Annotated in this window: 23 protein-coding genes; 5 read left to right on the forward strand and 18 right to left on the reverse strand. The window is 72.3% G+C overall.

The window, feature by feature from the left end:
* Positions 1-2 precede the first annotated feature (2 nt).
* Positions 3-710, forward strand: a complete 708-nt coding sequence (locus P0Y31_RS07420) for a VOC family protein (RefSeq protein ID WP_275867890.1) — start codon at positions 3-5, stop codon at positions 708-710.
* Positions 711-998: 288 nt separating this feature from the next.
* Positions 999-1,352: a hypothetical protein gene (locus P0Y31_RS18580; protein WP_345803620.1), complete on the forward strand. Its 354-nt coding sequence runs from the start codon at positions 999-1,001 to the stop codon at positions 1,350-1,352.
* A gap of 94 nt (positions 1,353-1,446) precedes the next feature.
* On the opposite strand, the gene P0Y31_RS07430 is transcribed toward P0Y31_RS18580, so the two are convergent.
* The 12 genes from P0Y31_RS07430 to P0Y31_RS07485 form a co-directional block, all read right to left on the reverse strand.
* Positions 1,447-2,466, reverse strand: coding sequence for a magnesium transporter CorA family protein (locus tag P0Y31_RS07430; protein WP_275867892.1), 1,020 nt, complete (start codon positions 2,464-2,466; stop codon positions 1,447-1,449).
* 87 nt (positions 2,467-2,553) lie between these two features.
* Positions 2,554-3,180, reverse strand: coding sequence for an ATP-binding protein (locus P0Y31_RS07435; protein ID WP_275867894.1), 627 nt, complete (start codon positions 3,178-3,180; stop codon positions 2,554-2,556).
* Between the two features lie 43 nt (positions 3,181-3,223).
* The gene (locus P0Y31_RS07440) at positions 3,224-5,383 is read right to left on the reverse strand and encodes a SpoIIE family protein phosphatase (protein WP_275867896.1); all 2,160 of its coding nucleotides are present in this window, start codon (positions 5,381-5,383) and stop codon (positions 3,224-3,226) included.
* Positions 5,384-5,466: 83 nt separating this feature from the next.
* Positions 5,467-6,255: a DUF6390 family protein gene (locus tag P0Y31_RS07445; RefSeq protein ID WP_275867898.1), complete on the reverse strand. Its 789-nt coding sequence runs from the start codon at positions 6,253-6,255 to the stop codon at positions 5,467-5,469.
* A complete protein-coding gene (locus P0Y31_RS07450; protein WP_275867900.1) occupies positions 6,242-7,174 on the reverse strand; it encodes an EamA family transporter in 933 nt (310 codons plus the stop codon). The genes P0Y31_RS07445 and P0Y31_RS07450 overlap by 14 nt, the downstream gene beginning before the upstream one ends.
* Complete coding sequence (locus tag P0Y31_RS07455) at positions 7,171-7,461, reverse strand: HypC/HybG/HupF family hydrogenase formation chaperone (protein WP_275867903.1); 291 nt, start codon at positions 7,459-7,461, stop codon at positions 7,171-7,173. Before P0Y31_RS07455 ends, P0Y31_RS07450 begins: the two co-directional genes overlap by 4 nt.
* Positions 7,448-7,990: a hydrogenase maturation protease gene (locus P0Y31_RS07460; RefSeq protein WP_275867905.1), complete on the reverse strand. Its 543-nt coding sequence runs from the start codon at positions 7,988-7,990 to the stop codon at positions 7,448-7,450. Before P0Y31_RS07460 ends, P0Y31_RS07455 begins: the two co-directional genes overlap by 14 nt.
* 5 nt (positions 7,991-7,995) lie before the next feature.
* A complete protein-coding gene (locus tag P0Y31_RS07465) occupies positions 7,996-9,306 on the reverse strand; it encodes a Ni/Fe hydrogenase subunit alpha (RefSeq protein WP_275867908.1) in 1,311 nt (436 codons plus the stop codon).
* Entirely contained in the window at positions 9,303-10,145 is an 843-nt protein-coding gene (locus P0Y31_RS07470; protein WP_275867910.1) for a hypothetical protein, read from the reverse strand. Before P0Y31_RS07470 ends, P0Y31_RS07465 begins: the two co-directional genes overlap by 4 nt.
* A gap of 2 nt (positions 10,146-10,147) precedes the next feature.
* Complete coding sequence (locus P0Y31_RS07475; RefSeq protein WP_275867913.1) at positions 10,148-11,011, reverse strand: FAD/NAD(P)-binding protein; 864 nt, start codon at positions 11,009-11,011, stop codon at positions 10,148-10,150.
* The gene (locus P0Y31_RS07480; RefSeq protein ID WP_275803131.1) at positions 11,008-11,469 is read right to left on the reverse strand and encodes a cyclic nucleotide-binding domain-containing protein; all 462 of its coding nucleotides are present in this window, start codon (positions 11,467-11,469) and stop codon (positions 11,008-11,010) included. The genes P0Y31_RS07475 and P0Y31_RS07480 overlap by 4 nt, the downstream gene beginning before the upstream one ends.
* A gap of 13 nt (positions 11,470-11,482) precedes the next feature.
* A complete protein-coding gene (locus P0Y31_RS07485; protein WP_275867916.1) occupies positions 11,483-12,697 on the reverse strand; it encodes a 4Fe-4S dicluster domain-containing protein in 1,215 nt (404 codons plus the stop codon).
* Between the two features lie 145 nt (positions 12,698-12,842).
* On the opposite strand from P0Y31_RS07485, the gene P0Y31_RS07490 reads away from it, so the two are divergent.
* On the forward strand, positions 12,843-13,808 hold the full coding sequence (locus P0Y31_RS07490; RefSeq protein WP_275867919.1) for a sensor histidine kinase: 966 nt from the start codon (positions 12,843-12,845) through the stop codon (positions 13,806-13,808).
* On the opposite strand, the gene P0Y31_RS07495 is transcribed toward P0Y31_RS07490, so the two are convergent.
* Positions 13,805-14,287, reverse strand: coding sequence for a hypothetical protein (locus P0Y31_RS07495; RefSeq protein WP_275867921.1), 483 nt, complete (start codon positions 14,285-14,287; stop codon positions 13,805-13,807). The genes P0Y31_RS07490 and P0Y31_RS07495 overlap by 4 nt on opposite strands.
* Before the next feature lie 33 nt (positions 14,288-14,320).
* A complete protein-coding gene (locus tag P0Y31_RS07500) occupies positions 14,321-15,142 on the reverse strand; it encodes an ATP-binding protein (RefSeq protein WP_275867923.1) in 822 nt (273 codons plus the stop codon).
* Between the two features lie 144 nt (positions 15,143-15,286).
* On the opposite strand from P0Y31_RS07500, the gene P0Y31_RS07505 reads away from it, so the two are divergent.
* Complete coding sequence (locus P0Y31_RS07505) at positions 15,287-18,118, forward strand: cation-translocating P-type ATPase (protein ID WP_275867926.1); 2,832 nt, start codon at positions 15,287-15,289, stop codon at positions 18,116-18,118.
* Positions 18,119-18,156: 38 nt separating this feature from the next.
* Here the strand turns inward: P0Y31_RS07505 and P0Y31_RS07510 are convergent, their stop codons facing one another.
* On the reverse strand, positions 18,157-19,278 hold the full coding sequence (locus tag P0Y31_RS07510; protein ID WP_275867928.1) for a N(5)-(carboxyethyl)ornithine synthase: 1,122 nt from the start codon (positions 19,276-19,278) through the stop codon (positions 18,157-18,159).
* Positions 19,279-19,525: 247 nt separating this feature from the next.
* On the opposite strand from P0Y31_RS07510, the gene P0Y31_RS07515 reads away from it, so the two are divergent.
* Positions 19,526-20,500, forward strand: a complete 975-nt coding sequence (locus P0Y31_RS07515; protein WP_275867931.1) for a glycosyl hydrolase — start codon at positions 19,526-19,528, stop codon at positions 20,498-20,500.
* A gap of 42 nt (positions 20,501-20,542) precedes the next feature.
* On the opposite strand, the gene P0Y31_RS07520 is transcribed toward P0Y31_RS07515, so the two are convergent.
* From P0Y31_RS07520 to P0Y31_RS07530, 3 genes are all read right to left on the reverse strand, one after another.
* A complete protein-coding gene (locus tag P0Y31_RS07520; protein ID WP_275867933.1) occupies positions 20,543-21,358 on the reverse strand; it encodes an alpha/beta hydrolase in 816 nt (271 codons plus the stop codon).
* 11 nt (positions 21,359-21,369) lie between these two features.
* Positions 21,370-22,080, reverse strand: coding sequence for a DedA family protein (locus P0Y31_RS07525; protein WP_275867935.1), 711 nt, complete (start codon positions 22,078-22,080; stop codon positions 21,370-21,372).
* A gap of 73 nt (positions 22,081-22,153) precedes the next feature.
* Complete coding sequence (locus tag P0Y31_RS07530; protein ID WP_275867938.1) at positions 22,154-23,353, reverse strand: acetyl-CoA acetyltransferase; 1,200 nt, start codon at positions 23,351-23,353, stop codon at positions 22,154-22,156.
* Between the last annotated feature and the right edge of the window lie 118 nt (positions 23,354-23,471).

Consider the following 23,471-nt stretch of genomic DNA (forward strand, 5'->3'; position numbering starts at 1 on the left):
CTGTGGACATGCTGAGGGGCGAACAGATCGCTGAAGCCAACCTGACCGACTGGCGCAAGCTGGCCCAGGGACTGCACGCCCGCTACCTGGTGGACGAGTTCAGCACCGGCGCACGGTTCGTCGCCGCGGTGGGCGAGGCGGGCGACGCTCTCGGACACCACCCTCGCGTGTCGATCGGCAAGGGATACGTCGACCTCGAGCTGGCCAGCGACGACGCCATCTACCGCGACGACGAGGGCACCGAACACGTCATCGAATGGGTGACCCAGCAGGACGTCGACCTCGCGCGACGGATCACCGAGCTCGCCGCCGACCACAAGCTCGACGCCGACCCGGCCTCGGTCAGCGAAGTCGAGCTCGGCCTCGACACGGCGCGCTCAGCGACCATCGCTCCCGTGTGGGCCGCCCTGCTGACCGGGAGCGTCGAGTCCCAGGGACGCGGGACCCCGAGCGACGAGATCAGGGACGCCACGGGACGGGTACCGAACCTCTGGTTCGGTGGCGCCGACGAGCACGAGGCCCCGGGTCAGCGGTTCCACATCGAGGTCTATGTGGCGCACGAGGCGGCCGAGCGACGGATCGCTGCCGCCCTCGCCGCGGGCGGGACCGTCGTCGATGACAGCAACGCGCCCTCGCTCACCGTGGTCGCCGACCCGGACGGCAACAAGGGAATCGTCTGCGTCGACGTGTCCGCTGCGAAGAGGGACTGACGCTTCACTCGGTTGACCGGCGTCGCGCGGCCGCAGCGGAACAAGGTGCCGTATGGCCAGCGGGTTCTCGTACACCATCGCGCCACTCAGCCCCGAGACCTGGCCCGCCTTCGATGCGCTGGTGCAGCGGCACAACGGCATCGTCGGCGGCTGCTGGTGCATCTGGTTCCACCCGGACGGGCCCGAGCGCGGCCAAGGGGCCGAGGCCAACCGAGCGCTGAAGAAGGCCTACGTCGAGCAGGGCAAGGCACACGCCGCACTGGTGATGGACGGCGACGAGGCCATCGCGTGGCCGAGTACGGCACCCCGGTCGAGCTGCCCACCATCCACCACCGCAAGGAGTACGACGCCACCAAGAGCGCGGACCCCGACTACCGGATCACCTGCGTCTTCGTCGACAAGCGCCATCGGCGACGAGGCGTGACGGAGCTGGCGATCACCGGTGCGCTGGACCTGATCGCGCAGGCCGGCGGCGGGCTGGTCGAGAGCTATCCCCACGACCTGACCAACCAGACCAAGAAGATGTCGGCGTCGTACCTCTACAACGGCACCCGTCGACTCTACGAGCGGCTCGGCTTCACCTACGACCGGCCCAAAGGGCTGAAGAACTGCGTCATGCTGAAGACGGTCGACCCTGCATGAGGCCGGTCACTCGCGACACATCCGGTCAACGCCTGCCCGACGCGCAGCCACCGACAGGGGCACACCCGGTGAGAGGCGCCGCAGGTCCGCCGCCTCAGATCCAGCCGCGGCGCTTGAAGAGCACGTAGAGGGTGAGGGCCAGCGCCGAGATGACCACCACGCTGGCGACGAAACCGGAGGTCTTGCCGATGCCGGGATAGGCGACGTTCATGCCGAACCACCCCGTCACCGCCGTCGGGACCGCGATGATCGCTGCCCAGCCCGTCAGCTTCTTCATGACGACGTTCAGCCGGGCGTCCTGCAGCGCGATGTTCGTCTCGAAGACCGTCGTGACCATGTCGCGCAGGGACTCGGTCCACTCCGAGGCGCGCAGGACGTGGTCGTACAGGTCGGTGTACCAGCCGTCGAGCTCGCCCTGCCCCCCGCCGAGGTCGGACTGGTGCCGCATCACGGTGTTGACGACCTCACGCATCGGCAGCACGACCCGGCGCAGCTGGACCAGCTCCTTGCGCAGCCGGTAGGTCCGCTCCTGGAGCCGACGGGTGCCGCTCTCGTCGAAGAGGGCGTCCTCGAGCAGCTCGATCGCGTCGTCCATCGCCTGGATGGTGTCGAAGTGCCCGTCGACCACGACGTCGAGCAGTCCGTGCAGGAGGGCGCCGGAGCCCTGCTTGACGAGGTCGGGGTGGTCGCTCCACCGCTGGACCACCTCGTCCATGTCGAACCGGTCGTCGGCGCGCACCGTCACGACACCGCCGGGAAGCACGAACACCGACAGCCTCTGCAGCTCGAGCCGGGACTCCACCGCGCCGTGCTGCCCGTTGTCGCTCGACGGGAGCCGGGTGGCGTAGACGGTCACGAAGGTGTGGGTCGCGTGCCGGGTGGCCTTCGGCCGCTCCGCCGACGCCACGGAGTCCTCGACCGCGTGGGGGTCGAGCAGGAGCTCCTGGGCCAGCTTGTCGAGCCCTGCCCGGCTCGGGCCGCACAGGTCAACCCACACCAGGCAGTCGTGGTCCTGCAGGTGGTCCGAGAGCTCGTCCAGCGGAAAACCGTCCACGACGTCCCCCGACCGGCGCCACAGCCTGGTGCGGACGCTGTGCGCGATCTCGGTGGTCACACCGGCAGTCTCCCGCACAGCCGGGGTCGGCGGACCCCGGTTCCGGCACAGCGTCTGCCCGCACCACGCCGTCTCGGCGCTGGACATTCAGCGGTGGAGCTCCGGGCCGTGGGCGCAGCATTCGGGCAGCTCGGCGTGCAGGATCTCGATGGCCCGCATGGCCTTGTCTACGAAGCGGGGCGAGGACTCGATGACGAACCGGCGCGGGTGGGCCGACCACGCCTGCAGGATGCGCTCGTCGATCTCCGCCGCCGCCTCCGGCGACTCCGTGCGGAGCGGGTTGCGATGGTTGTAGCCGCGACCCGGGGGCGGCGTGCGCAGGTGGATCACGGCGCCGTAGCGCTCCAGCTCGCGTCGCGGGTCGGTGTGCACCGAGGCCCAGAACTCCGCGGGGTCGCCCGGCCAGTAGGCAACCCCGTCCACCGTCCCACGGTCACACAGCACGATGGCCGGGCGGTGGGCGTCACCCACCACCTCGAGCTCGCGCTGCACGTGGAAGATGGCGCGCTGGGAGGCCTGCCGGCAGGTGGGGTCCTCCTCCCTCGGGAAGCCGCCCCCGAACACCACGCCGGCGGACTCGGGAAGGATGTGGACGTGGCGGCACACCGCGTGCCGGAGCAGCTCGAGCAGTGCAGTCTTCCCTGCCCCGGGGCCGCCGGTCACCACCACCCGGCGGGGGGTGTGCTCGCTCGTGCACGAGCAGGCGACCGTCATCGTGGCTCGCTCCTGCTGCCGCCGGCCACGGGGACCCGCGGGCTCACTCGGTGCGTCGCACGGCCAGCACGGCGACGTCGTCGTCGTGGGACGGCTCCCGGAGCCGGTCGACGAGGTCGGAAAGGCCATCCACCAACTGGCGGCCGACGAGGTCGGGCATCGCGTCGTGGACCCGTTTCATCCCCTGGTCGATGTCCTCGTCGCGGCGCTCGATGAGCCCGTCGGTGAACGTCAGCAGGGTGTCTCCAGCCCGGAAGGGCACCCGCGACTGCCTCCGGCGCTGCCTCCCGGCGCCCAGCGGTGCCCCGTCTGCGTAGGGCAGCTGCTCGGTGCTGAGGTCGCCGCGCAGGATCACCCCGGGCGGGTGGCCCGCGTTGGCGATCATCAGCTCGTCGTGGCGGGGGTTGAGCACCATGTAGAGAAGCGTGACCAGCTGCTCGGACCCGTAGCGATCGAGCATCAGGTCCAGGCTGCGGATGACCGCCTCGGGTGAGGGGTCGACGGCGGCGTAGGCACGCACGGCCGACCGCATCTGCGCCATGGCGGCGGCGGCGCGGACCCCCCGGCCCATGACGTCGCCCACGAACACGGCCAGCCGGCCGCCGCCGATCGGGATGGCGTCGTAGAAGTCGCCGCCGACCTCGGTGCGGCCCGAGGGGCTGTAGTGGCTCGCGATATCCCATGCCGGGAGGCTGGGCATGGCTTCGGGCAGCACCGCCTGCTGCAGCTGCACCGCGGCCACCAGCGTCTGGCTGTGCAGCTCGGCGTTGTCGATCGCCACGGCGGCCCTACGGGCGAGGTCCTCGGCGAACGCGAGGTCCGGCGGCCCGAAGTGCCGTTCGGACTCCGCGGCCGCCCAGGTCATGACTCCCAGCACCCTGCCCCGGGCGGACAGCGGCACGGTGAGGGCGCTGCAGAGCCTCAGGTCGCGCGCGATCCGGAGGTGTTCCTCGTCCTTGGCGGAGGCGACGAGCATCTCGTCGGTGACCTCCGGGACGAGCAGGCTCGTGCCCGACCTGATGACCTGCCACGGACCAACCGGGGCGTCCGGGTCGGCGGGGTAGCGGTCCTGGAGGGACCGGGCCAGCTCGACCTTGGCCGGGTCCACGTGGGCGACGGCCAGCCGGTTGAGGCGGGTGCCGTCGACGACGTCGATGCCGCACCAGTCGGCGAACGTGGGGACGGCCAGCTGGGCCACGCGCGCCAAGGTGGTCTCGTAGTCGAGGCTGCTGGCGAGCTCGGCCGAGGCGTCGGCCAGGAACTGGAGCTTGGCTGTCTGGGCGGCCACCTCCTCGGACACACCAATCCGCTCGAGCGCCTGGGCGCACGTGTCGGCGACGATCTCAAGGAACTCCAGCTCGGCTGCGTCGACGGGACGACGGCCCCGGAAGGACAGGGCGATCGCGCCGAGGGTCCGGTCAGACGCCCTCAACGGCAGGGCGACGATCGACTGGTCGGGCACCGGGGTGTCCCCGATGACGTCGGGAAACCGCCGCGTCAGCTCCGCCGCCCCGACCACGGTGACCATCCGCCCGGTGCGCACGGCCTCGCTGGATGGCGTGCCGATGGCGAGCGGGTAGCGCCTCCACCGCCGCGCGTCGCTCTCCTGGAGGCCCCGCAGGCCGACGATGCGCAGCGCGTCGTCCCCGTCGCGCAGAGTCAGGGTCGCGATCGGTGCCCCGACGGCGTCCGCCGCGTGGGTGATGATGATGCGCTCCACCGCGTCCACCGACTCGGCCACGGCCAGCTCCGAGGTGACGCGGGCCAGCCGGGCCAGGCTGCCGCCGGCGCGCAGCCGACCCTCCACGGCCGCGGCTTCCCCCTGCTCCGCCGGCCCGTCGAACGAGGCCGCGACGCACAGCATCCCGACGACCGCCCCGTCCCGCCACATCGGAGTGAGGGTGACCCGGCGCTGCACCGGACCAGCAGCGGTGAGCAGCGTCGCAGCCCCGCACCACGGCTCCCCACCGAGGACCTGTTCGACGGCCGCCGCGAGGCGCGCGCGCTCGGCCTCGTCCAAGAACTCGGTGAGGAGGTCAGCACCCTCGAGTGGGGCGCCGGACACCGTGGTCCGCACGGTGCTGCGGGCAGCGGCGTTCGCATACGCAACACGGCAGGAGAGGTCTACGAGCACGGCCACGTCGCCGAAGGCGTCGAGCAGGCGCGGCTCGGCAGGCCAGCATTCGGGCCGGTCGCCACTCACAGGGCACATCATCACAGTCTGCTCGCTGCGCGAACAGCATTTTGCGGAATCCGTAGGCTTTCGTGGCCCTCCGGATCGAGGGCTCAGGCCAGGACGGCGGCCGGCGCCGGGAACGGCGTGCTGTTGACCACGGCGAGCTGCCGCAGGGTCTGGCGGCACAGGGCGGCCAACCCGCGACGGTCGAGCCGCTCGCAGACCCAGTCCCAGTGGAGCGAGCACCAGTCGCCCGCCGAGACGCCCCCGGCGAGCCCGAGGCCGTCGACCCGCAGGAGGGCCCGCTCTTCGCGCTCCTCGCCCAGGTGCAGGCGACGGCCGTCCCAGCACAGCGGCCGCGACCGGACGACCGCCTCCGGCCCCCGGACCTCCATCACGTGTCCCCAGCGCACGCGGCAGCGGTCGAGCACGTGCAGCGGCTCGTCCACCCGGCCCTCGCGGAGCAGCCCCAGCCAGGGGTAGACACCGAAGACGTGGAACGAGTGGTGCGGCACCGCACCGGCAGGCACCGCGTCGGCCAGCCTCGGCCAGGAGCGCCGGCCGGCACGGTCGCGGAAACGCGCCTCGAGCGAGTCGCCGAGCAGGCGTGGACCCACCCGGTCGAGCAGCTCGTTCCCGACCCAGTACGCCTCGACGACGCGCGCGTCGAGGGGGTCGCCGATCCGGTTGGCTGCGGCGATGAGCTCGAGGTAGGGCCACGCGCCCTCGAACCCGCGGGCCAGCCGTCGCAGGTCGGGGTCGTCGACCCCGGCCGCGACCTGCTCGAGCAGCTGCTGCGCCGCGTGGGGCCCGCAGTAGCCGAGCGCGTTGGGCGGGTAGGCGTACGCCGCGAACCGCAGGGCCCCGTGCAGCCCCGCCGTTGCGCTACCGGCCGGCACGGACCGTCCCGCTCTCAGGCACGGGCCGCGCCGCGCCCCTCCAGCCGAGCCACACCGCCGCCGCACCCCCGAGCAGCAGCGTGGTGAGCCACAGCGCCTGGGGCGCCAGCGCGGTGCCGTTGACGGCGGCGCCCAGGCCGGCTGTGACCGGTGCCGCGAGCACCAGCACGGCCGTGACGTCGACAGCCTGCGCACGGGCGAGGGCGGCGAACCACGACGCGACGTAGCCGGCGAGCAGCAGACCGGTGAGCACGACCCACCCGAGCTGCTCCCGGGTCATCGACCCCAGGGCACCGGCCTGGCCCGTGACCGCCAGCCAGGCCACGAGGGCCACCGAGCCCAGCCCCATCCGTGCCACGCCGACCGTCCACGACGACACCCCGTCCAGCAGCCACTTGGCCACGACGACCTCCACCGACCACAGCAGCGTCGCGGCGAGGATCATGACGCCGGCGGTGCCGAGCTCGCCCGGCAGGCCGCCCGCCAGGCCCACCTGCCCGACCACCAGCAGACCGATGGCGACCCAGTGGCCCCACTGCAGGCGCTCCTTCAGCAGGGGCAGGGCGAGCAGCGCCACCCACAGCACGAGGGTCTTGTGGATGAAGGCGGCCTGGGGTGATGACGCCCGGCTGAGCCCCTCGAAGAACAGCACGAACGGCACGCTGCCGCCGACCACCCCGACCGCCCCGAGGGCCAGCCACCGGCCCCGCGTGCGCGGCACGGTCAGGCGCGCCCCGGCTCGGGAGCCCAGCCCGACGAGGGCGAGCAGCACGGCCGCGGCCACGAGGTTCTTGGCCGTCGTGTAGACCGTGGCATCGTCGAAGGCCTTGACGCCGTAGGCGTTCACGAAGACCGATAAGCCGCTGATCGCGGCCGTGACGAGCGCGAGCAGTATGCCGGTCCGGCGGGTGGTGTTCATGGCTCCCTCTTCTGTGCGGTGGGCTCAGCGTCTTCGGTGGCCCATGCCTCTTCGGTGGCCTCTGCGAGCGGCGACGGTGAGGTGGACCGCAGGGCTGCCGCCTCGTGCGCCTCCTGCGGCGTGAGCCGGCGCAGCGCGAAGCCGGAGTGGCACAGCAGCCAGTCGCCCGGGGCGACGGGCCCCTCGATGGTCAGCAGCGACACCGTCAGGGTGCGCACGGACGACCGCACTACGGCCGTGCGGGCATCCGGGGCCTCGAGCACCTCGGCCAGCTCACCCAGGCACACGGGCGGCTCCTTCCGGCGCAGCGGTCCCCGCAGGCGCCTCCCCCACGGTCGCCAGCACGCGCTCGACCGCGGTCGGCACGGCCGCGGCGACGGTGGGCGACAGCGTCGCCCGGTGGTCGAACGACGCCGCCTCGACGCCCACCAGCACCACCCGGTCGGGCAGCCGGCGCAGCGCCCTGGCCAGCTCGACGGCTGCGGCCAGGCCGAACGCGTGGGTGCCACCCCGACCGGTCCGTCCCCACGCCGACTCCGGCAGGCGCTCTCCACTCGCGCCCGTCTCGAGCACCACGACGGCGCCGGGCTCGGCGCCCGAGCGGACGGCGTCGACCACGAGGGCGAGCTCGCGGCCCGACCACAGCTCGACGAGGTCGGTGGGGTCCTCGTGCGCGACGACGTCGACGCCCGGCAGGTGGCGCGCGGCGACCGCTCGCGCCACGACGACCCCCACGGCGTCGTCGCCCCGGTCCGGGCTGCCCAGCCCCACCACGAGCGGGCGGGAGGTGACCGGGCCCGTCGGAGCACCCCTCACGCCCGTCATCCCCGGTCCACCGTGAGGTCGAGGAAGTGGGTGGCACAGGAGATGCACGGGTCGTAGTTGCGGATGGCCTGCTCGCAGCGGTGCTGCAGCGCGTGGTCGTCGAGGTCGGACCACGTCTGCACCATCGTGCGCAGGTCGGCCTCGACGCTCGGCTGGTTCTGCGAGGTCGGCGGCACGATCTGCGCGTCGCGGATGATGCCTTCCTCGTCGAGGACGTAGCGGTGGAACAGCACCCCTCGGGGTGCCTCGCTGGCCCCGAAGCCCTCACCCGCCCGAGGCGGGACGGGAACACTCGCCGGGCCGCTGCCCGTCCAGCCGTCGATGATGCGCAGCGCCTCGTGGTAGGCCTCCACCAGCTCGACGGCCCGGACGATGATCGAGCGGAACGGGTTGCGGCAGGTGTCGCCGAGCCCGGCCTCGCGAGCCGCGTCCCGGGCCAGGTCGCTGAGCCGGTCGGCATTCAGGGAGTAGCGGGCCAGCGGGCCCACGACGTAGGGGTCGGGTGAGCCGTCGAGGCGCGCGTGCAGGGCGTTGGAGTGGGCGACGTGGAACTCCTCGATGTGCTTGGTGAAGTCGCGCACGGCAAAGGCCCCGCCCGATGACGTGACGACGCTCCCGGCCTCGATGGGGTACCCGCTCTCGGCCCGCAGGGCGAGGTACTCGTAGGGCTGCTCCATGTCGGGGAAGTCGAACCCGGCCACGAGCTTCACCGTCCGCACCGCCTCGTCGAGGGCCCGCTGCAGCCGGGGCCGCACGGCCCGCAGCTCCTCGCGGGTGGGGTACCGGTAGAACCCGCCGACCTTGACGTTCACGGGGTGCACCGATCGCCCGCCGACGGTGTCCATGAGGTCGTTGCCGGCCTTCTTCATCCGCAGGCCCCGCTCGACCACGTCGGGGTGGTCGGCAGCCATCTCGACCGCGCCGTCGTAGCCGAGGAAGTCGGGCGCATGCAGGAGGAAGACGTGCAGGGCGTGGCTCTCGATCCACTCGCCGCAGTACAGCAGCCGCCGCATGAGCCGGATCTCCTCCGGCACCTCCACCCCGCAGGCGTCCTCGACCGCCCAGCACGAGCTCATCTGGTAGGCCACCGGGCAGATCCCGCAGATGCGCGCGGTGATGTCCGGCGGCTCGGTGTGGGCGCGGCCGCGCAGGAACGCCTCGTAGAACCGGGGCGGCTCGTAGATGCGCAGCTGCACGTCGGTGACCGTGCCGTCGCGGTACTCGATGTGCATCGCCCCCTCGCCCTCGACCCGCGCCAGGGTGCCGACGTGCATCACCTGGCCGCCGTCGGTGAGCTTGTGGCTCATGCGTCCTCCCCCTCTCCCGCCGGTGGCCCTCCCTGCTCGTGCCGCTCGCTCTCCCGGCGGAACGGCTCCGAGGCCGCGTTGAAGGTCCGGAAGATGCGCACCACCTCAGGCTCGCTCATCCCGAGCTCTCTGAGCCCGTGGGCGATCGAGACGGTGTTGGGTGTGTCCTGGGGGCCAAAGCAGCCGTAGCAGCCGCGGTCGAAGCTCGGGCACAGGGCACCGCACCCTGCCTGGGTGACCGGCCCGAGGCACGGCGTCCCGTGGGCCACGGTCACGCAGACGTTGCCCCGCCGCTTGCACTCGACGCACACGCTGTGCGACGGGATCCGCGGCGTGCGGTTCTGGATCGACGCGGCGAGCACCTCGAGCAGCTGGCGCTTGTTGATCGGGCAGCCGCGCAGCTCGAAGTCGACTGAGACGTGCGCCGAGATCGGCGTGGAGCGCGACAGCGTCGACAGGTACTCCGGGTGGGCGTAGACGATCGAGCGGAACTCGGCGACGTCGCCGAAGTTGCGCAGCGCCTGGATCCCGCCGGCCGTGGCGCACGCGCCGATGGTGATCAGCCGGCGCGACACCTGGCGCACGTGCTGGATGCGCTCGAGCTCCTCCGGGGTCGTGATCGAGCCCTCGACCAGCGAGACGTCGTAGGGCCCCTCCACCACCGCGCGGGTGGCCTCGGGGAAGTAGGCGATCTCCACCTCGCCCGCGAGGCGGAGCAGCTCGTCCTCGCAGTTGAGCAGCGTGAGCTGGCAACCGTCGCAGGAGGCGAACTTCCACACGGCGAGCGTCGGGCGCGTACGTTTGGTGGCCGTTGCGTCGGATCGGTCGGTGACGGTCATGGCTAGAGCTCCGCCCGGGCCATCAGGGGCTCGAGGACGTCGTAGGTGAGCACCGGGCCGTCCACGCAGAGGAAGTACTCGCGCAGCTGGCAGTGGCCGCAGAGGCCGACCCCGCACTTCATGTTGCGCTCCATCGACAGCCGCAGCCGCGCAGGGCGGACGCCGCGGGCGCGCAGGGCCATCGCGGCATACCGCATCATGACCTCCGGCCCGCACACGAGGGCCAGCGTGTTCACGGCGTCGAAGCCACCCCGCTCCACCAGCTGGGTGACCAGGCCGACCCGCCCCTGCCAGGCGTGCTGTCCGTTGTCGACGGTGACCTGCACGTCGACGGCGTGGTCGGCGGCCCAGCGGCGCAGGTCGTCACCGAAGAGGATGTCCTCGGGGGTGCGGGCGCCGTAGAGCAGCAGCACGCGGCCGTAGGACGCGCGGTCGGCGCACACCTCGAGGATGGCCGGGCGCAGGGGTGCCAGGCCGATGCCGCCGGCGACGAAGACGACGTCGCCACCGCGTCCGGACGACACCTCCCAGCCGGTGCCGAACGGACCTCGTATGCCGAGCTCGGCGCCGGGTGCGGCGTGCACCAGCGCCCGCGTGACCGCGCCGACGTTCCGAATCGTGTGCTCGAGGACCGCGGGCCGGGCCGGGTCGCCGCTGATGGAGATCGGCGCCTCCCCCGCGCCGAACGCCTGCATCATCGTGAACTGGCCGGCGGCGAACGGCATCGGCACCCCGTCGACCGGCTCGAGCACGAGGGTCCAGGTGTCGCGGGTGTCCTGCCGGTGGCGCCGGACGACGAACGGCCGGGGCAGGAAGGGGTCGCGCGGGCGCGCTGCCCGGGAGCCGGCACCGGCCACCGCCGTCATACCGGGGCTCCGTAGACGTCGAGCAGGCGGATGCGCGCGGAGTGCAGCCTGGTGGACATCACCTGCACCACCCGCTGCAGCATCGCGTAGCCGACAGCCGGGTCGGTGTCGCACTTGTCGCGCAGGCAGGCGCCGTCGAAGGCGATGGCGCTGGTCTCCTCGGTGGCCCGCGCGTCGAAGAGCCAGCGGTAGGGCGGCACGAGCCACGACCAGCCCACGACGTCGTCGGCGTGGGCGCTGTCGACGACCACCGGCGAGCCGGCGGGCGCATGCACCTCGAGGCTGACCCGGCCGTGCCGGATCACGTAGAAGGTGTCCGCAGGCTCGCCCTCGTGGAACAGGTGCTGGCCCGGGTGGAAGTGCACGTTGACGGCGCACCCCGCGACCAGCGCGACGAGCGGCTCCGGCAGACCCGCGAAGAAGGGGTGCTGGGGAAGGTACTCGGCGATGGTCTGCACGGCGGTCGTCTCCTCACTCGGGCGCCGGGTCGGGCGGGCTCAGGGGTGCCGGGAGGTTCGAGCCGGGCACCCCGCGCAGAGCGGCCGCCTCCTCGGTGATGTCGATCCCGGCCGGGCACCAGGTGACACAGCGGCCACAGCCGACGCACCCCGAGGACCCGAACTGGTCGTGCCAGGAAGCGAGCTTGTGGGTCATCCACTGGCGGTAGCGGGACCGGGTCGAATCGCGGACGGTGCCGCCATGGATGTAGGAGAAGTCCGCGTTGAAGCACGAGTCCCAGACGCGGTGGCGGTCGGCGGACTCCCCGCTGAGGTCGGAGAGGTCCTCCACCGTGGTGCAGAAGCAGGTGGGGCACACCATGGTGCAGTTGGTGCAGGCCAGGCACCTCGATGCGACGTCGTCCCACCGGGGGCTGTCGACGCTGGCGTAGAGCAGGTCGCGGATCCCGTCTGTGTCGAGCCGGCGCCCCATCCGCTGCGCCGCCTGGTCGGACACGGCATCTGCCGCGGCCAGGTCGCCCGCGGCGGCCGCCGTCGCCCCGATCTCGTCGAGCAGGGCCCCACCCCGCTCGCTGCCGACCTCGACGACGAACCGGTGCTCGGGTTCCAGCAGCTCGGTGAGGGACAGGTCGAACGGCGCCCCGCGGCCCTGCTCGGGCCGCGGCCCGGTGCCCATCGACACACAGAAGCAGGTGCCGCCGGGGTCGGAGCAGGCGACCGCGATGACGAAGGCCCCCTCGCGGCGCTGGGCGTAGTGCGCGTCGGTGAAGCCGCGGCCCGTGAGCACGGTGTCGTGGATGCCGACCGCGCTGAGGTCGCAGGAGCGCACGCCGAGCAGGGCAGTGGGCCGCCGGTCGGCGCCGTGCTCGTCCTCCACGTGGGTCCCGCCGGTCGGGCTGCCCGGCGCGCCACCGACCTCGAAGCCGGTGCCGCCCGCCGTGCGCTGCCCCCGCCACAGCAGCTCGTCGGTCGGGAAGAACACCGGTTTGGCCGACTGCGCCCCGGCGGCGAACGCGAAGAGTGCCTCGTCGTCCCGACGGCGCAGGCGATATCGGCCGGGCTCCTGGTCGTCGCCCCAGCCGCGCGGCAGGTCGGCCACCGCGGTGATCTCCGCGTTGACGACGGCACCGCCTCGCACCGTGGGGCCCATCACGCGGTAGCCGCGCGCGACGAGGGCGTCGAGCAGGGACTGCAGGCCGGTCTCGTCGATCAGCCGTGTGTCCACCATGACGCCCCCCGCTAGGAGCCCAACGCGATCTCTCCCTCACCACGGTAGGCGGGTTCGGCCCCCGGCGAGGGCGGTTTGCCAAGGCCCGGGAAGAGGTCGTCGCCGCGGCGGTGCCGGATGCCCTGGCTGGAGTTACGCTGGCCGGGTGAGCCTGCTCACGGGACGGACCGGGCAATCCGGGAGTCACCTTGCGCTCGTCTACCACGGCGTCGACGAGTTCGTCGGCCGGGTGAGCGGGTACGTGCGCGCCGGGCTGGCCCTCGACGAGCCGGTGCTGGTGCTGGCCTCGCGCGAGAAGGTGGCGCGGGTGCGCGACGAACTGGGGGCCGATGCGGCAGCCGTGGAGTTCGCCGATGCCGAGGTCGGCTACCACCCCCAGCTCCGGGCGACCTACGAGTGCCTGGACTACATCCAGCGACAGGGGGGCCGCCGCTCGCGGGTGGTGGCCGAGCAGGCTCTCGGCAGGCGCTCACCCATGGAGGTGGCCGACTACCTTCGGATGGAGTCCGCGGCCAACGTGGTCTACCAGCCCTACCCCGTCGAGATCCTCTGCCCGTACGACGCCTCAGCCCTGAGCAGCGACCTGATCGAGGCGTGTCACCGCACCCACGCGGAGCTGCTGGAGCACGACGGGGCCCGGCGAAGTGCCTTGTTCGTCGACCCGCACCGCTTCATCCCTGACAGCACGACGGTGCCTGCGCCCCCGGCCTCCGCTCCCGCCATCAGCTGCCTCACGGGGGCCGACGTCCCCAGCGCGCGCCACTTCGCGCGCGAGGAGATGCGGCGGGCCGGGCTGCCCGACGACGTGGTCGACGACGTGGTCCTCGCCGTCAGCGAGCTGGTGTCCAACGCGCTCACCCACGGTCGTCCACCTGCCCGCCTGGCGGTCTACACCGAGCACGCGCCGGGGCAGGTGCCGGTGCTGGTCTGCCACGTCCGCGACGACGGGGGCGGCCCCGTAGACGCGCTCGCCGGCTACGCGCCGCCCGCGGACCTCGGCACCAACGGCCGCGGCCTGTGGATGGCCCGGCAGCTGTGCGACTCCGTGGAGGTCAGCACCGACGGTGGGACGACCGACGTGCGCGTGCTGTCGCTGCTCCCGACTGGCTAGGGCTGCACGGGGATGCGGGCGGCGAAGTCCTCCACCTTGTGCTGCCAGCCCTCCTCGAGCGGACCCTTCAGGCCCGTCACGAGCACCCTGTCCTCGGCGACCTCGGTGAGCCCCTTGGCCTGCAGCGCCTCGTTCATCAGGGGCCGCACCCGCTGCCACCGGGCCTGCTCCTCCTCGGTCGGCATCCGGCCCGTCTTCTTGTCCGGCTGGGGCGCGGCCTCCGTGGTCAGCAGGGCATACCTCGTCCCGGGGGCGAGATCCACCTTCTTCAGGAAGCGCCGCATGCCGCCGATGGGACGTCCGATCCGCCCCGGTGAGCTGAAGAGGTAGAGGTCGGCCGACGGCAGCTCCTGCGGCCGCACGTCACGGATGTGGTGCACCGCCACCGCTACTCCCCTGGCCTCCATTCGGTGCTTGAACGCCTGCGCCACCTGGGCGCCGTTCCCGTACTTGGACGCGTGGACGTACTCGATCCTCATGCCTCTATGGGGACCGAGGGTGCACGGCACCCGTCAGGGCCGAACGTCCCCCAGATCGAGTTCAGGTTCGATGCGCGCCCAGACCAGCTTGCCGCCGTCCCCGGTGGGCAGCGCCCCGCAGGCCTGCGACAGCGCCTCGACCACGACGAGCCCTCGACCGTTGAGCGAGTCGTGGTCGGCGTCGACGGTGGCCGGTGCGTCGCGGGCCTGGTCGCGCACCCCCACCCGCACCATCGCCACCCCGTCGCTGACCAGCACCACGCGGACCTGCTCGGCCGTGTGCTGCACCGCGTTCGCGGCCAGCTCACTGACCACGAGGGCGCCGGCATCCGCGCAGGGGGCGACGTGCCACTCCTCGCAGGTGCGAGCGAGGAACCGACGGGCTGCCCCCACCGAGGCGGGGTGCCGCGGCAGGGCCAGTTCGGCCCGGAGCAGGTGTGGTCCGTCGGCCACCAGGGCGGTGGCAGCCAGCATCGAGGACGCGAACGCCAGCCGTGACGTCCCGAGCCGCTCCCGCAGCGCCTCCCGCACCTGCGCGTTCCCACAGGCCACCACGACAGGCGTCTCGGGCCAGGCGTCGGCGTGCCGGGTCAGGGGCGACAGCGAGGCGACCGAGGTGTCGGTGAGCTCGTTCATCCCCTCCGGCAGCACGAGGACGACACCGTCGGGGCACTCCGCGAGCGCGGTCTGGACGGCATGGTCGACGTCGTCGCCGAGGTCCTCGGGGGGCGCGTCGGCCTCCACGATCCAGACGTCGCCATAGGGGTAGACCCTCAGGCCGCCGGCTCGGCCGACGGTCGCCGGTGCCGCCCAGTTCGCACCGGCCCACGAGCGTCGCGCACCCTTGCCACTCATCGAATCCCATCTCGCAGCCTTGCCCTGCCGCCTCGAACGCTACTCCCGACCCGAGATGTCCGCCCGGGATAGCGCCGCCGGTGGCAGAGTGGTGGTGCGACCACGGGCTCGCCCGTGTGCGGACCGAGGCACGGGGAAGGGAGCATGGAGACCTCCACGACCCAGTCCGACCCCTCTCTGCTCGAGGCCTCGTCCGTGGCGAGCGAGCTGGGCTCGGACCCCGCGACCGGGCTCAGCCCCGAGGAGGCGGCTGCGCGTCTGGCCAGCGTGGGGCCCAACGAGATCGCGTCCGCTCCCCCGGTGCCCGCCTGGCGCCGCTTCCTCGAGCACTTCCGCGACCCTCTGGTCTACCTGCTCCTCGCCGCGATCGTCGTCTCGCTCGTCGCGTGGGCGTTCGAGGGCGCCGAGGGGCTGCCGTTCGACGCGATCGTCATCGCGGTCATCGTCGTGCTCAACGCGGTGCTCGGGTACCTCCAGCAGGCGCGGGCCGAGCACGCGGTCGAGGCGCTGCAGCGGATGAGCGCGACCACCGCCACGGTGGTGCGCGGCGGGGCGCAGGTGCGGGTGCCCACCCGCGAGCTCGTGCCCGGCGACGTCCTCCTGCTGGCCGAGGGCGACACCGTCGCTGCCGACGCCCGGCTTCTGAGCGCCTCGACCTTGAAGGTCTCCGAGGCCTCGCTCACCGGGGAGAGCGAGGCGGTGCTGAAGGATGCCGCGCCGCTGCGCGCCCCCGCCGCACTGGGCGACCGGCTCAACATGGTGTTCAACGGCACGGCGGTCAGCCAGGGCGTGGGACGCGCCGTGGTCACCGACACGGGCATGGCCACCCAGATGGGGCAGGTCGCCGACCTGCTGCACGCCACCAGGGAGGACCCCACCCCCCTGCAGCGGGAGATCGCCCGGGTGGGTCGGATGCTCGGCACCGCGGTTGTCGTCATCGCCCTGGTCGTCATGACCACGGTGTTCCTCTTCTTCGGCGTCGAGAGCGCCGACGACGTCGTCACCACCCTGCTGCTCGGGGTGTCCCTCGCCGTCGCCGCCGTGCCCGAGGGGCTCCCCGCGGTGTTGTCCGTGGTGCTCGCCCTCGGGGTGCAGCGCATGGCCGCGCACCACGCCATCGTCAAGAAGCTGTCCTCGGTCGAGACGCTGGGGTCGGCCTCGGTGATCTGCTCCGACAAGACCGGCACCCTGACCAAGGGCGAGATGACCATCGGCCGGGTCGTCACCCCGCTGGGTGAGGTCAGTGTGACCGGGGCGGGGTACCGGCCGGAGGGGGACCTCCTCCACGACGGCGCCGATCTCGAGGAGGACGACCCGCTGTGGCTCGCCACGGCATACGTGCTCACCGGCGGCTGCCTGGCCAACAACGCGGTCCTGCAGCAGGAGGCGAACGGTGACTGGGCCATCCAGGGCGATCCCACGGAGGCGGCGTTCCTGGTGGCGGAGGCCAAGCTCGGCACCCACCAACGGCGGGCGGCCCGGTTCAGCCGGGTGGCCGAGATCCCGTTCACCTCCGAGCGCAAGCTCATGACCAGCCTGCACGCGGACGCCTCCCGCGACGGCATGATCGCCGTGGTCACCAAGGGCGCACCCGACGTGCTCCTCGACCGGTGCACGCGGATCCAGGTGGGCGGCGACGTGGAGCCGCTGGACGCGGGGTGGCGCGCGCGGGTCCTCGACGACGTGGAACGCCTGTCGGGAGAGGCGTTCCGCACCCTCGCCGTGGCCTACCAGCCCCTCGAGGTGACGGCGACCCCCGCCCTCGAGGAGTCCCTCGAGCACGGCCTCGTCTACGCCGGCATGGTGGGCATCATCGACCCACCGCGCCCCGAGGCCGCCGCCGCGGTCGGGGAGGCCCACCGGGCAGGGATCAGGGTCGTGATGATCACCGGTGACCACCCCCGCACCGCGGCAAGGATCGCCCGAGACCTCGGGGTGGTCTCGTCAGCGGAGTCGCTGGCCGTCACGGGCACCGAGCTCGACGCGCTCGACGACGAGGGCTTCCGGGCCGCGGCCCGGGAGCGCAACGTCTATGCCCGCGTGACACCGCACCACAAGCTGCGCATCGTCGACGCCCTGCAGGCCGAGGGCCAGGTGGTCGCGATGACCGGTGACGGTGTCAACGACGCACCTGCCCTGAAGTCGGCCGACATCGGGATCGCGATGGGCCAGACCGGCACGGAGGTCACCAAGGAAGCCGCGAAGATGATTCTCGCCGACGACAACTTCGCGACGATCGTCCGCGCGGTCCGGGAGGGCCGCGACATCTTCCTCAACATCAGGAAGTTCCTCCGCTACCTGCTCTCGTCCAACATGGGCGAGGTCATGACGGTCTTCCTCGGCGTCGTGCTGGCGGGCGTCATCGGTCTCTCGCAGGGCGACGGAGCCGTCGTGCTGCCGCTGCTGGCGACGCAGATCCTCTGGATCAACCTGCTCACCGACAGTGCGCCGGCGCTCGCGATGGGCATGGACGCCGAGACCGAGGACGTCATGAGCCGGCCCCCGCGCACGCTCGAGGAGCGGGTCATCGACCGCCGGATGTGGGGTGGGGTCCTCTTCATCGGCCTGGTGATGGCGCTGGCCTCCCTCGCCGCGATCGACCTCTACCTGCCGGAAGGCCTCCTGCCCGGCGGGACCCGTGACCTCGACAACGCGCGAACCGCGGGCTTCACCGTGCTGGTGCTGGCACAGCTGTTCAACGCGTTCAACGCGCGATCGGAGACGGGCACGGCGTTCCACCGCCTCTTCGCCAACCGCTGGCTGTGGGGTGCGGTGGCCCTGTCGGCGGCACTGCAGGTGGCCGTGGTGCACCTGCCCGTGCTGAACCGCGCCTTCGGCACCGTGCCGCTGGCCCCCGGGCAGTGGGCGGCCTGTGTCGGGCTCGCCAGCACGGTGCTGTGGGCCGGCGAGCTGCGCAAACTGGTGCTGCGCCTGACTGCACGGACGGGCCGTGGCGGGATCAGGTCAGCGGGATGACGAGCTCGGTGCGGCCCCCACCGCGCCGACGGGCACGGTCAGGTGGCCAGCGGGTAGTGCGGGTGGACCGGCGAACGGCCCTGGAACGACAGGATCGCAGGGTTCTGGACCACCCCGTCGCGGATCTCGATCGCCCGGCGCACCGTCGGGTGCTCCTCCCAGGCGTCGCTGCCGCCGAGCACGTGCCCGAGGAACGGAAGCAGCGCCTCGCTGATCTCCCACGTCGCCGAGCTCCACAGGTAGGACGGGCTGTGGTCGACCGCGTAGTAGAGGACCCCGTCGCCCACTTCGAAGACGGGGTCGGCGAACGTCGTGGGCCGTGCCCAGCTGAACCCCATGCCCTCGTCGCACGAGACGTCGACGACCAGGGTGCCTCGCCGCACAGCCGGCAGGTCCTCCTCGGTGAGGAACACGGCAGGGCGGTCGGTGTCCTGAAGCACGCAGTTGACGACGATGTCGTGCTCGGCGAGGAAGGACGCCAGCGGCACCGGTCCCCGATCGGTGACGGCGTGGCTCATGTGCTCCTCGGTCCGGTCGTCGAAGTGCACGATGCGGGCGGTGTGGATGGGGGCTGCGACGGCAGCCACCTGCCGGTGGGTCAGCACGTCGACGTCGAAGATGCCGAGGCCGTTCAGGGCGGTCACGGCCCCGCGTGCGGTGGCGCCGAACCCGATGACCGCTGCCCTCAGCTTGCGGCCGAAGTCGCCCGTCACCCCGGCGATCTGCATGGCGTGCAGCACCGAGCAGTAGCCGGCCATCTCGTTGTTCTTGTGGAAGACGTGCAGGTTGAAGGAACCGTCGCGGTTCCAGTGGTTCATGGCCTCGAAGGCGATGAGGGTGAGGCGCCTGTCGATGGCGAGCTGCGTGAGCTTCTCGTCCTGCACGCAGTGGGGCCAGCCCCAGAAGATCTGCCCCGTACGCATCTCGGCGAGGTCGCTGAGCACCGGCTTCGGCTGGAGGATGACGTCGCACTGCTCGATGAGCTCCGCCTTGGTCCGCAGGCCCGCCACGAGCTCGCGCAGCGCCTCGTCCGGCACCCCGAACCGCTGGCCGTAGCCCCGCTCGAGGAAGATGCGCTCCCTGAGGTCGGGTGCGACGTGCTGCAGGTGCTGCGGGTGGATTGGCAGTCGGCGCTCGTTCTCCTTCTGTGAGCGCGCCATGACGCCGAGCGTCAGGGGGTGTTCCCGAATGCCGTCCGCTGCCGTCATCGTCAGACCGTCCTTTGCCGTGGTGCCCCGGCGGGTTCTCGCCGATGAGAACCCGCTCCTCCACCGTAGGAGGGCTCGAGGACCCGCTGTAGGGACTTCCGTCACCCGTGGACGGGCGCGCCGAAGCGGGCCACGTGGTGCCAGACCCTCCACACGTCCACAGCGCGCGGCGGACGGCCTGTGAGTGCCACACTCAGCCATGCTGCGCCTCCAGGACCAGTGGGTGTGGGACTCGTGGGTCGCCGACGACGGCGAGCGCTACCACCTCTTCTTCCTTCAAGCCCCTCGCTCGCTGGGGGACCCCGCCCTGAGGCACACGCAGGCCACGGTGGGGCACGCGGTCTCCGACGACCTCACGAGGTGGCAGCACCTCGGCACTGCGCTGGGTCCTGCGCAGACGGGGTTCGACGACCTCGCCATCTGGACCGGGTCGGTCGTCCACGACGGCCGCCAGTGGCGGATGTTCTACACAGCCATCTCCACCGCGGGTCACCACGTCCACGACCAGCGCATCGGCAGCGTGGTGTCCGACGACCTGCACACGTGGCACCGCTCCGCCGACCAGCCCGTGCTGCCGGTGGACCGGCGCTGGTACAAGACCCTCGACCTCGCACCGCCACCGACGACCGGCCCCGACCTCGAGGGCAGCAGCGAGACGTGGCGCGACCCGCTGGTGCTGGCCGACCCCGCCGGAGCCGGCTGGCACATGCTGCTCACCGCCCGGGCGGTCGGAGGCGCCCGCAACGACGACGGGGTGGTCGGTCATGCCCGCAGCGACGACCTGGTCACCTGGCGGGCCGAGCCGCCCCTGAGCCGGCCCGGCACCGGGTTCGGGCAGCTGGAGGTGCTGCAGAGCAAGGTCATCGACGGCCGCTCCGTGCTGGTCTTCACCTGCCACCCGCAGGAGATGACGCAGGAGCGGCTGGTGAGGTCAGGTCACTTCTGCACCTGGTCGGTGCCGAGCCCCAGCCCCGTAGGCCCCTTCGACGTCGACCAGGCCCGGCCGTTCACCGCTGACCCCGACCTGTTCGCCGCTCCCCTGGTCCAGCGCCGCGACGGCAGCTGGGTGCTGGTCGGCTTCCACAACCTGGAACAGGCGGGCGGCGACGGCTTCGAGATCTGCGACCCGATCCCGGTCGGCCTCGACCACGACGGCTACCTCGTCGCGCGGTGACACGGCGGGAGTGGTGAAGCAGCGGCTGTCCTCACGCCGGGCTCAGCCGCGACGCCAGACGTCCACGACCCGGGCACGCCCCGGGTGGCTTGGGTCGTCGACGATCTCGCGACCGTCGAGCCATGACCCGATGACGTGCGCCAGCTCGTCGGGATGGCTGAAGTTGATGGCGTGCGCCGCCCCCTCGATGAGCACGACCGTGACGTGGCGCGGCGCCAGGCGCCCCACCTCCTGCACGCGGCGCGGTGGCGGCATCAGCGGGTCGCGGCTGCCGAGCACGGCAAGCGACGGCACCGGGGTCTGCAGCAGCCGCTCGAGAGACGGGAACTGCGTGAGCTCGTGGAAGAGCCGCAGCGCGCTCACCGGGCCGAAGTGCAGGTAGTCGGGCACCGCGACCCGGGCCATGCGGGGGCTCTCCCGGAGCGCGTCCACGCCCAGCTGCACGAGCGCCCGCGCCAGGGGCTGGTTCTGGATGCCGCCGGCAGGAGAGACGAGCACGAGCCGGTGCACCCGCTCCGGGGCCGAGTGCGCCACCTCGAGGGCGACCGGGCAGCCCATCGAGTTGCCGACCAGCACGACCTGTTCGAGGCCCAGCGCGTCGAGCACTTCCAGCAGAGCCTGCGCGAGCGAGGGAATGCCGAGGACGCTCTCCGGCTTGGCGCTGCGGCCGTAGCCGGGCAGGTCGGGCACCACGTTGACGCCGCGGGGTGCCAGCACCTGCGCGGTCGGCATCAGGTAGCGGCCTGAGATCCCGAAGCCGTGAACGTGGACGATGGGCGGGCGGTCCTCGACGTCGGCGCTCCTGCGGTAGTACACAGGCCTGCCCGCCACCGCGACGGTGCCGTCGGCCCACCCCACGGGCAGGGGCCTCACTCGACTTCGGCCGCGGCCGCGCCGCGCCGCGACCGCAGCACCAGGAAGATGACCGCGATGGCGACGGAACTGATGCCTCCGGCGACGACGACCGAGGCGAGCGGGTAGCCGGCCAGGACCGACGCAACGGCATACGCCAGCGTGCAGCTGACGACCGACCAGAGGGTGCCGCCGATGGCGGACCACAGCAGGAAGGTCCGGTAGGGCAGCCCGCTGAGTCCGCACGAGGCGTTCACGACGAACCGCAGGCCGGGAACGTAGCGACCGAAGGCCAGCATCACGGGGGCACGCGATCCGATGAGGTCGAGCGCCATCGCCACCTTGTCGTTGCTCAGGGCCCGGTCGAGCTTCGTCTCGAACCGCCGACGGCTCGATCGGGCGACCCAGTACAGCGCCGAGTCGCCGCCCACCGCGCCCAGGGCACCCGCAACCATGATCGGCACGAGGTCCAGATTTCCCTCCACCGCCAGGGTGGAGGCGGTGTTGAGGGTCGTCTCCGCCGGGAACAGGGCACAGAGCCCGTCGAGGAACACCAGCGCGAAGACCATGAGGTAGGCACCGGTGTCGCTGGCCTGCGCGATCCGCTCAGACAGGTCGGGGCCGTCGATGAGTCGGGCCACCACGACGCCACCCAGGAGGAGCACCACGGCGAGCAGGGCCCACAGCCACCCGTTGCGGGCCTTCAGCAGCTCGTGCCGATCCACCACGCTCCCATGGTGGCCGCGGGCACCCAGCGCCACACCATCTGCGCCGGATGAGGTGCGGCGCGCGGAACAGAGGTCAGACGGCTTCGAGCACGCTCACGTAGTTGGCCACCGCCAGGCCGCCCATGTTGTGCACGGCGGCTCGGCGGGCGCCGGCGAGCTGCATGTCCCCCGCGGTGCCCGTGAGCTGCATGGCGGCGAGGACGTGCTGGGAGACGCCGGTGGCGCCGACCGGGTGGCCCTTGGCCTTCAGGCCGCCGGAGAGGTTGACCGGCAGCCGGCCGTCGCGCTCGACCCAGCCCTCCTCGATCGCCCGTCGCCCCTCGCCACGCGGCGCCAGGCCCATGACCTCGTAGAGCACCAGCTCGGCGATGGTGAAGCAGTCGTGCACCTCGGCGAGGTCGAGGTCGTCGAGGCCGACCCCCGCCATCGCCATCGCGCGCTGCCAGGCGGCGACGCTGCCGGCGAACTCGAGCGGGTCGCGCTTGGCCGCGGGCAGGAAGTCGTTGGCGTGCCCGAAGCCGGCCAGGCGCACCGGGGCCGTGGCTGCCGCACCTGCGGTTCCCGCGACGGGGGCCGCCTGCAGCACCACCGCCGCCGCACCGTCCGACACGGGCGAGCAGTCGGTGCGTCGCAGCGGCTCGGCCACGACCGGGTTCCGGTCCGACACGGACTGGCAGAACTCGGCGCCGAGGTCCTTGCGGAGCTGGGCGAAGGGGTTGAGCACACCGTTGCGGTGGTTCTTGGCGGCGATGAGGCCGAGCGTGTCGCCCACCGGGCCGTGCCGCTTCTCGTAGTGCCGGGCGACCTCGGCGAAGATCCCGGCGAACCCGGTGCTCGAAGGGGTGCCCGCCAGCTCGTAGTCCGCTCCGAGGAGGGCCGCCCCGACGACGTCGGCCGGGGCGTGGGTCATCTTCTCGGCACCGACCACCAACACCGTGCGTGCCGTGCCCGCCAGCAGCGACTTCACACCCTGCTGGAACGCGGCCGAGCCTGAGGCGCAGGCGTTCTCGACCCGCGTGGCCGGAGTGTTGGCGAGCGCGTCGGAGACCTGCAGCACCAGTGACGACGGGAAGCCCAGCGGCACCATGCCGGAGTTGAACTGCCCGAGGTAGATCTCGTCGACCTGGCCCGGCTCGACGCCTGCGTTCTCGAGGGCCTCCGTCGCCACCGACACCACGAGGGACTCCAGCGTCTCGTCCACCAGCTTCCCGAACCGGGAGTGCCCCCAGCCGGTCAGCAGCACGTCCGTGCCGAATGCCTCGCGCACTCCCATGGTCCACTCCTTCGTCACCGGGACACCCCTCGTCGGGACAGGCTCCTCAGGCTAGTCACCCCCGCCGCGCGAGCCATGGTGCGCGGGCACGCGCGGGCCGGCCAGGAGTGGGGCCGGC

It is taken from the genome of Knoellia sp. 3-2P3, assembly GCF_029223115.1.
GTDB lineage: Bacteria > Actinomycetota > Actinomycetes > Actinomycetales > Dermatophilaceae > Pedococcus_A.

Coding starts and splice junctions, on each gene's coding strand:
- P0Y31_RS07435 (WP_275867894.1), bottom strand. CDS start 3,180: ATGACGGTCGCCTGCTCGTGCACGAGCGAGCACACCCCCCGCCGGGTG.
- P0Y31_RS07450 (WP_275867900.1), bottom strand. CDS start 7,174: ATGAACACCACCCGCCGGACCGGCATACTGCTCGCGCTCGTCACGGCC.
- P0Y31_RS07465 (WP_275867908.1), bottom strand. CDS start 9,306: ATGAGCCACAAGCTCACCGACGGCGGCCAGGTGATGCACGTCGGCACC.
- P0Y31_RS07470 (WP_275867910.1), bottom strand. CDS start 10,145: ATGACCGTCACCGACCGATCCGACGCAACGGCCACCAAACGTACGCGC.
- P0Y31_RS07475 (WP_275867913.1), bottom strand. CDS start 11,011: ATGACGGCGGTGGCCGGTGCCGGCTCCCGGGCAGCGCGCCCGCGCGAC.
- P0Y31_RS07485 (WP_275867916.1), bottom strand. CDS start 12,697: ATGGTGGACACACGGCTGATCGACGAGACCGGCCTGCAGTCCCTGCTC.
- P0Y31_RS07495 (WP_275867921.1), bottom strand. CDS start 14,287: ATGAGGATCGAGTACGTCCACGCGTCCAAGTACGGGAACGGCGCCCAG.
- P0Y31_RS07500 (WP_275867923.1), bottom strand. CDS start 15,142: ATGAGTGGCAAGGGTGCGCGACGCTCGTGGGCCGGTGCGAACTGGGCG.
- P0Y31_RS07505 (WP_275867926.1), top strand. CDS start 15,287: ATGGAGACCTCCACGACCCAGTCCGACCCCTCTCTGCTCGAGGCCTCG.
- P0Y31_RS07510 (WP_275867928.1), bottom strand. CDS start 19,278: ATGGCGCGCTCACAGAAGGAGAACGAGCGCCGACTGCCAATCCACCCG.
- P0Y31_RS07515 (WP_275867931.1), top strand. CDS start 19,526: ATGCTGCGCCTCCAGGACCAGTGGGTGTGGGACTCGTGGGTCGCCGAC.
- P0Y31_RS07530 (WP_275867938.1), bottom strand. CDS start 23,353: ATGGGAGTGCGCGAGGCATTCGGCACGGACGTGCTGCTGACCGGCTGG.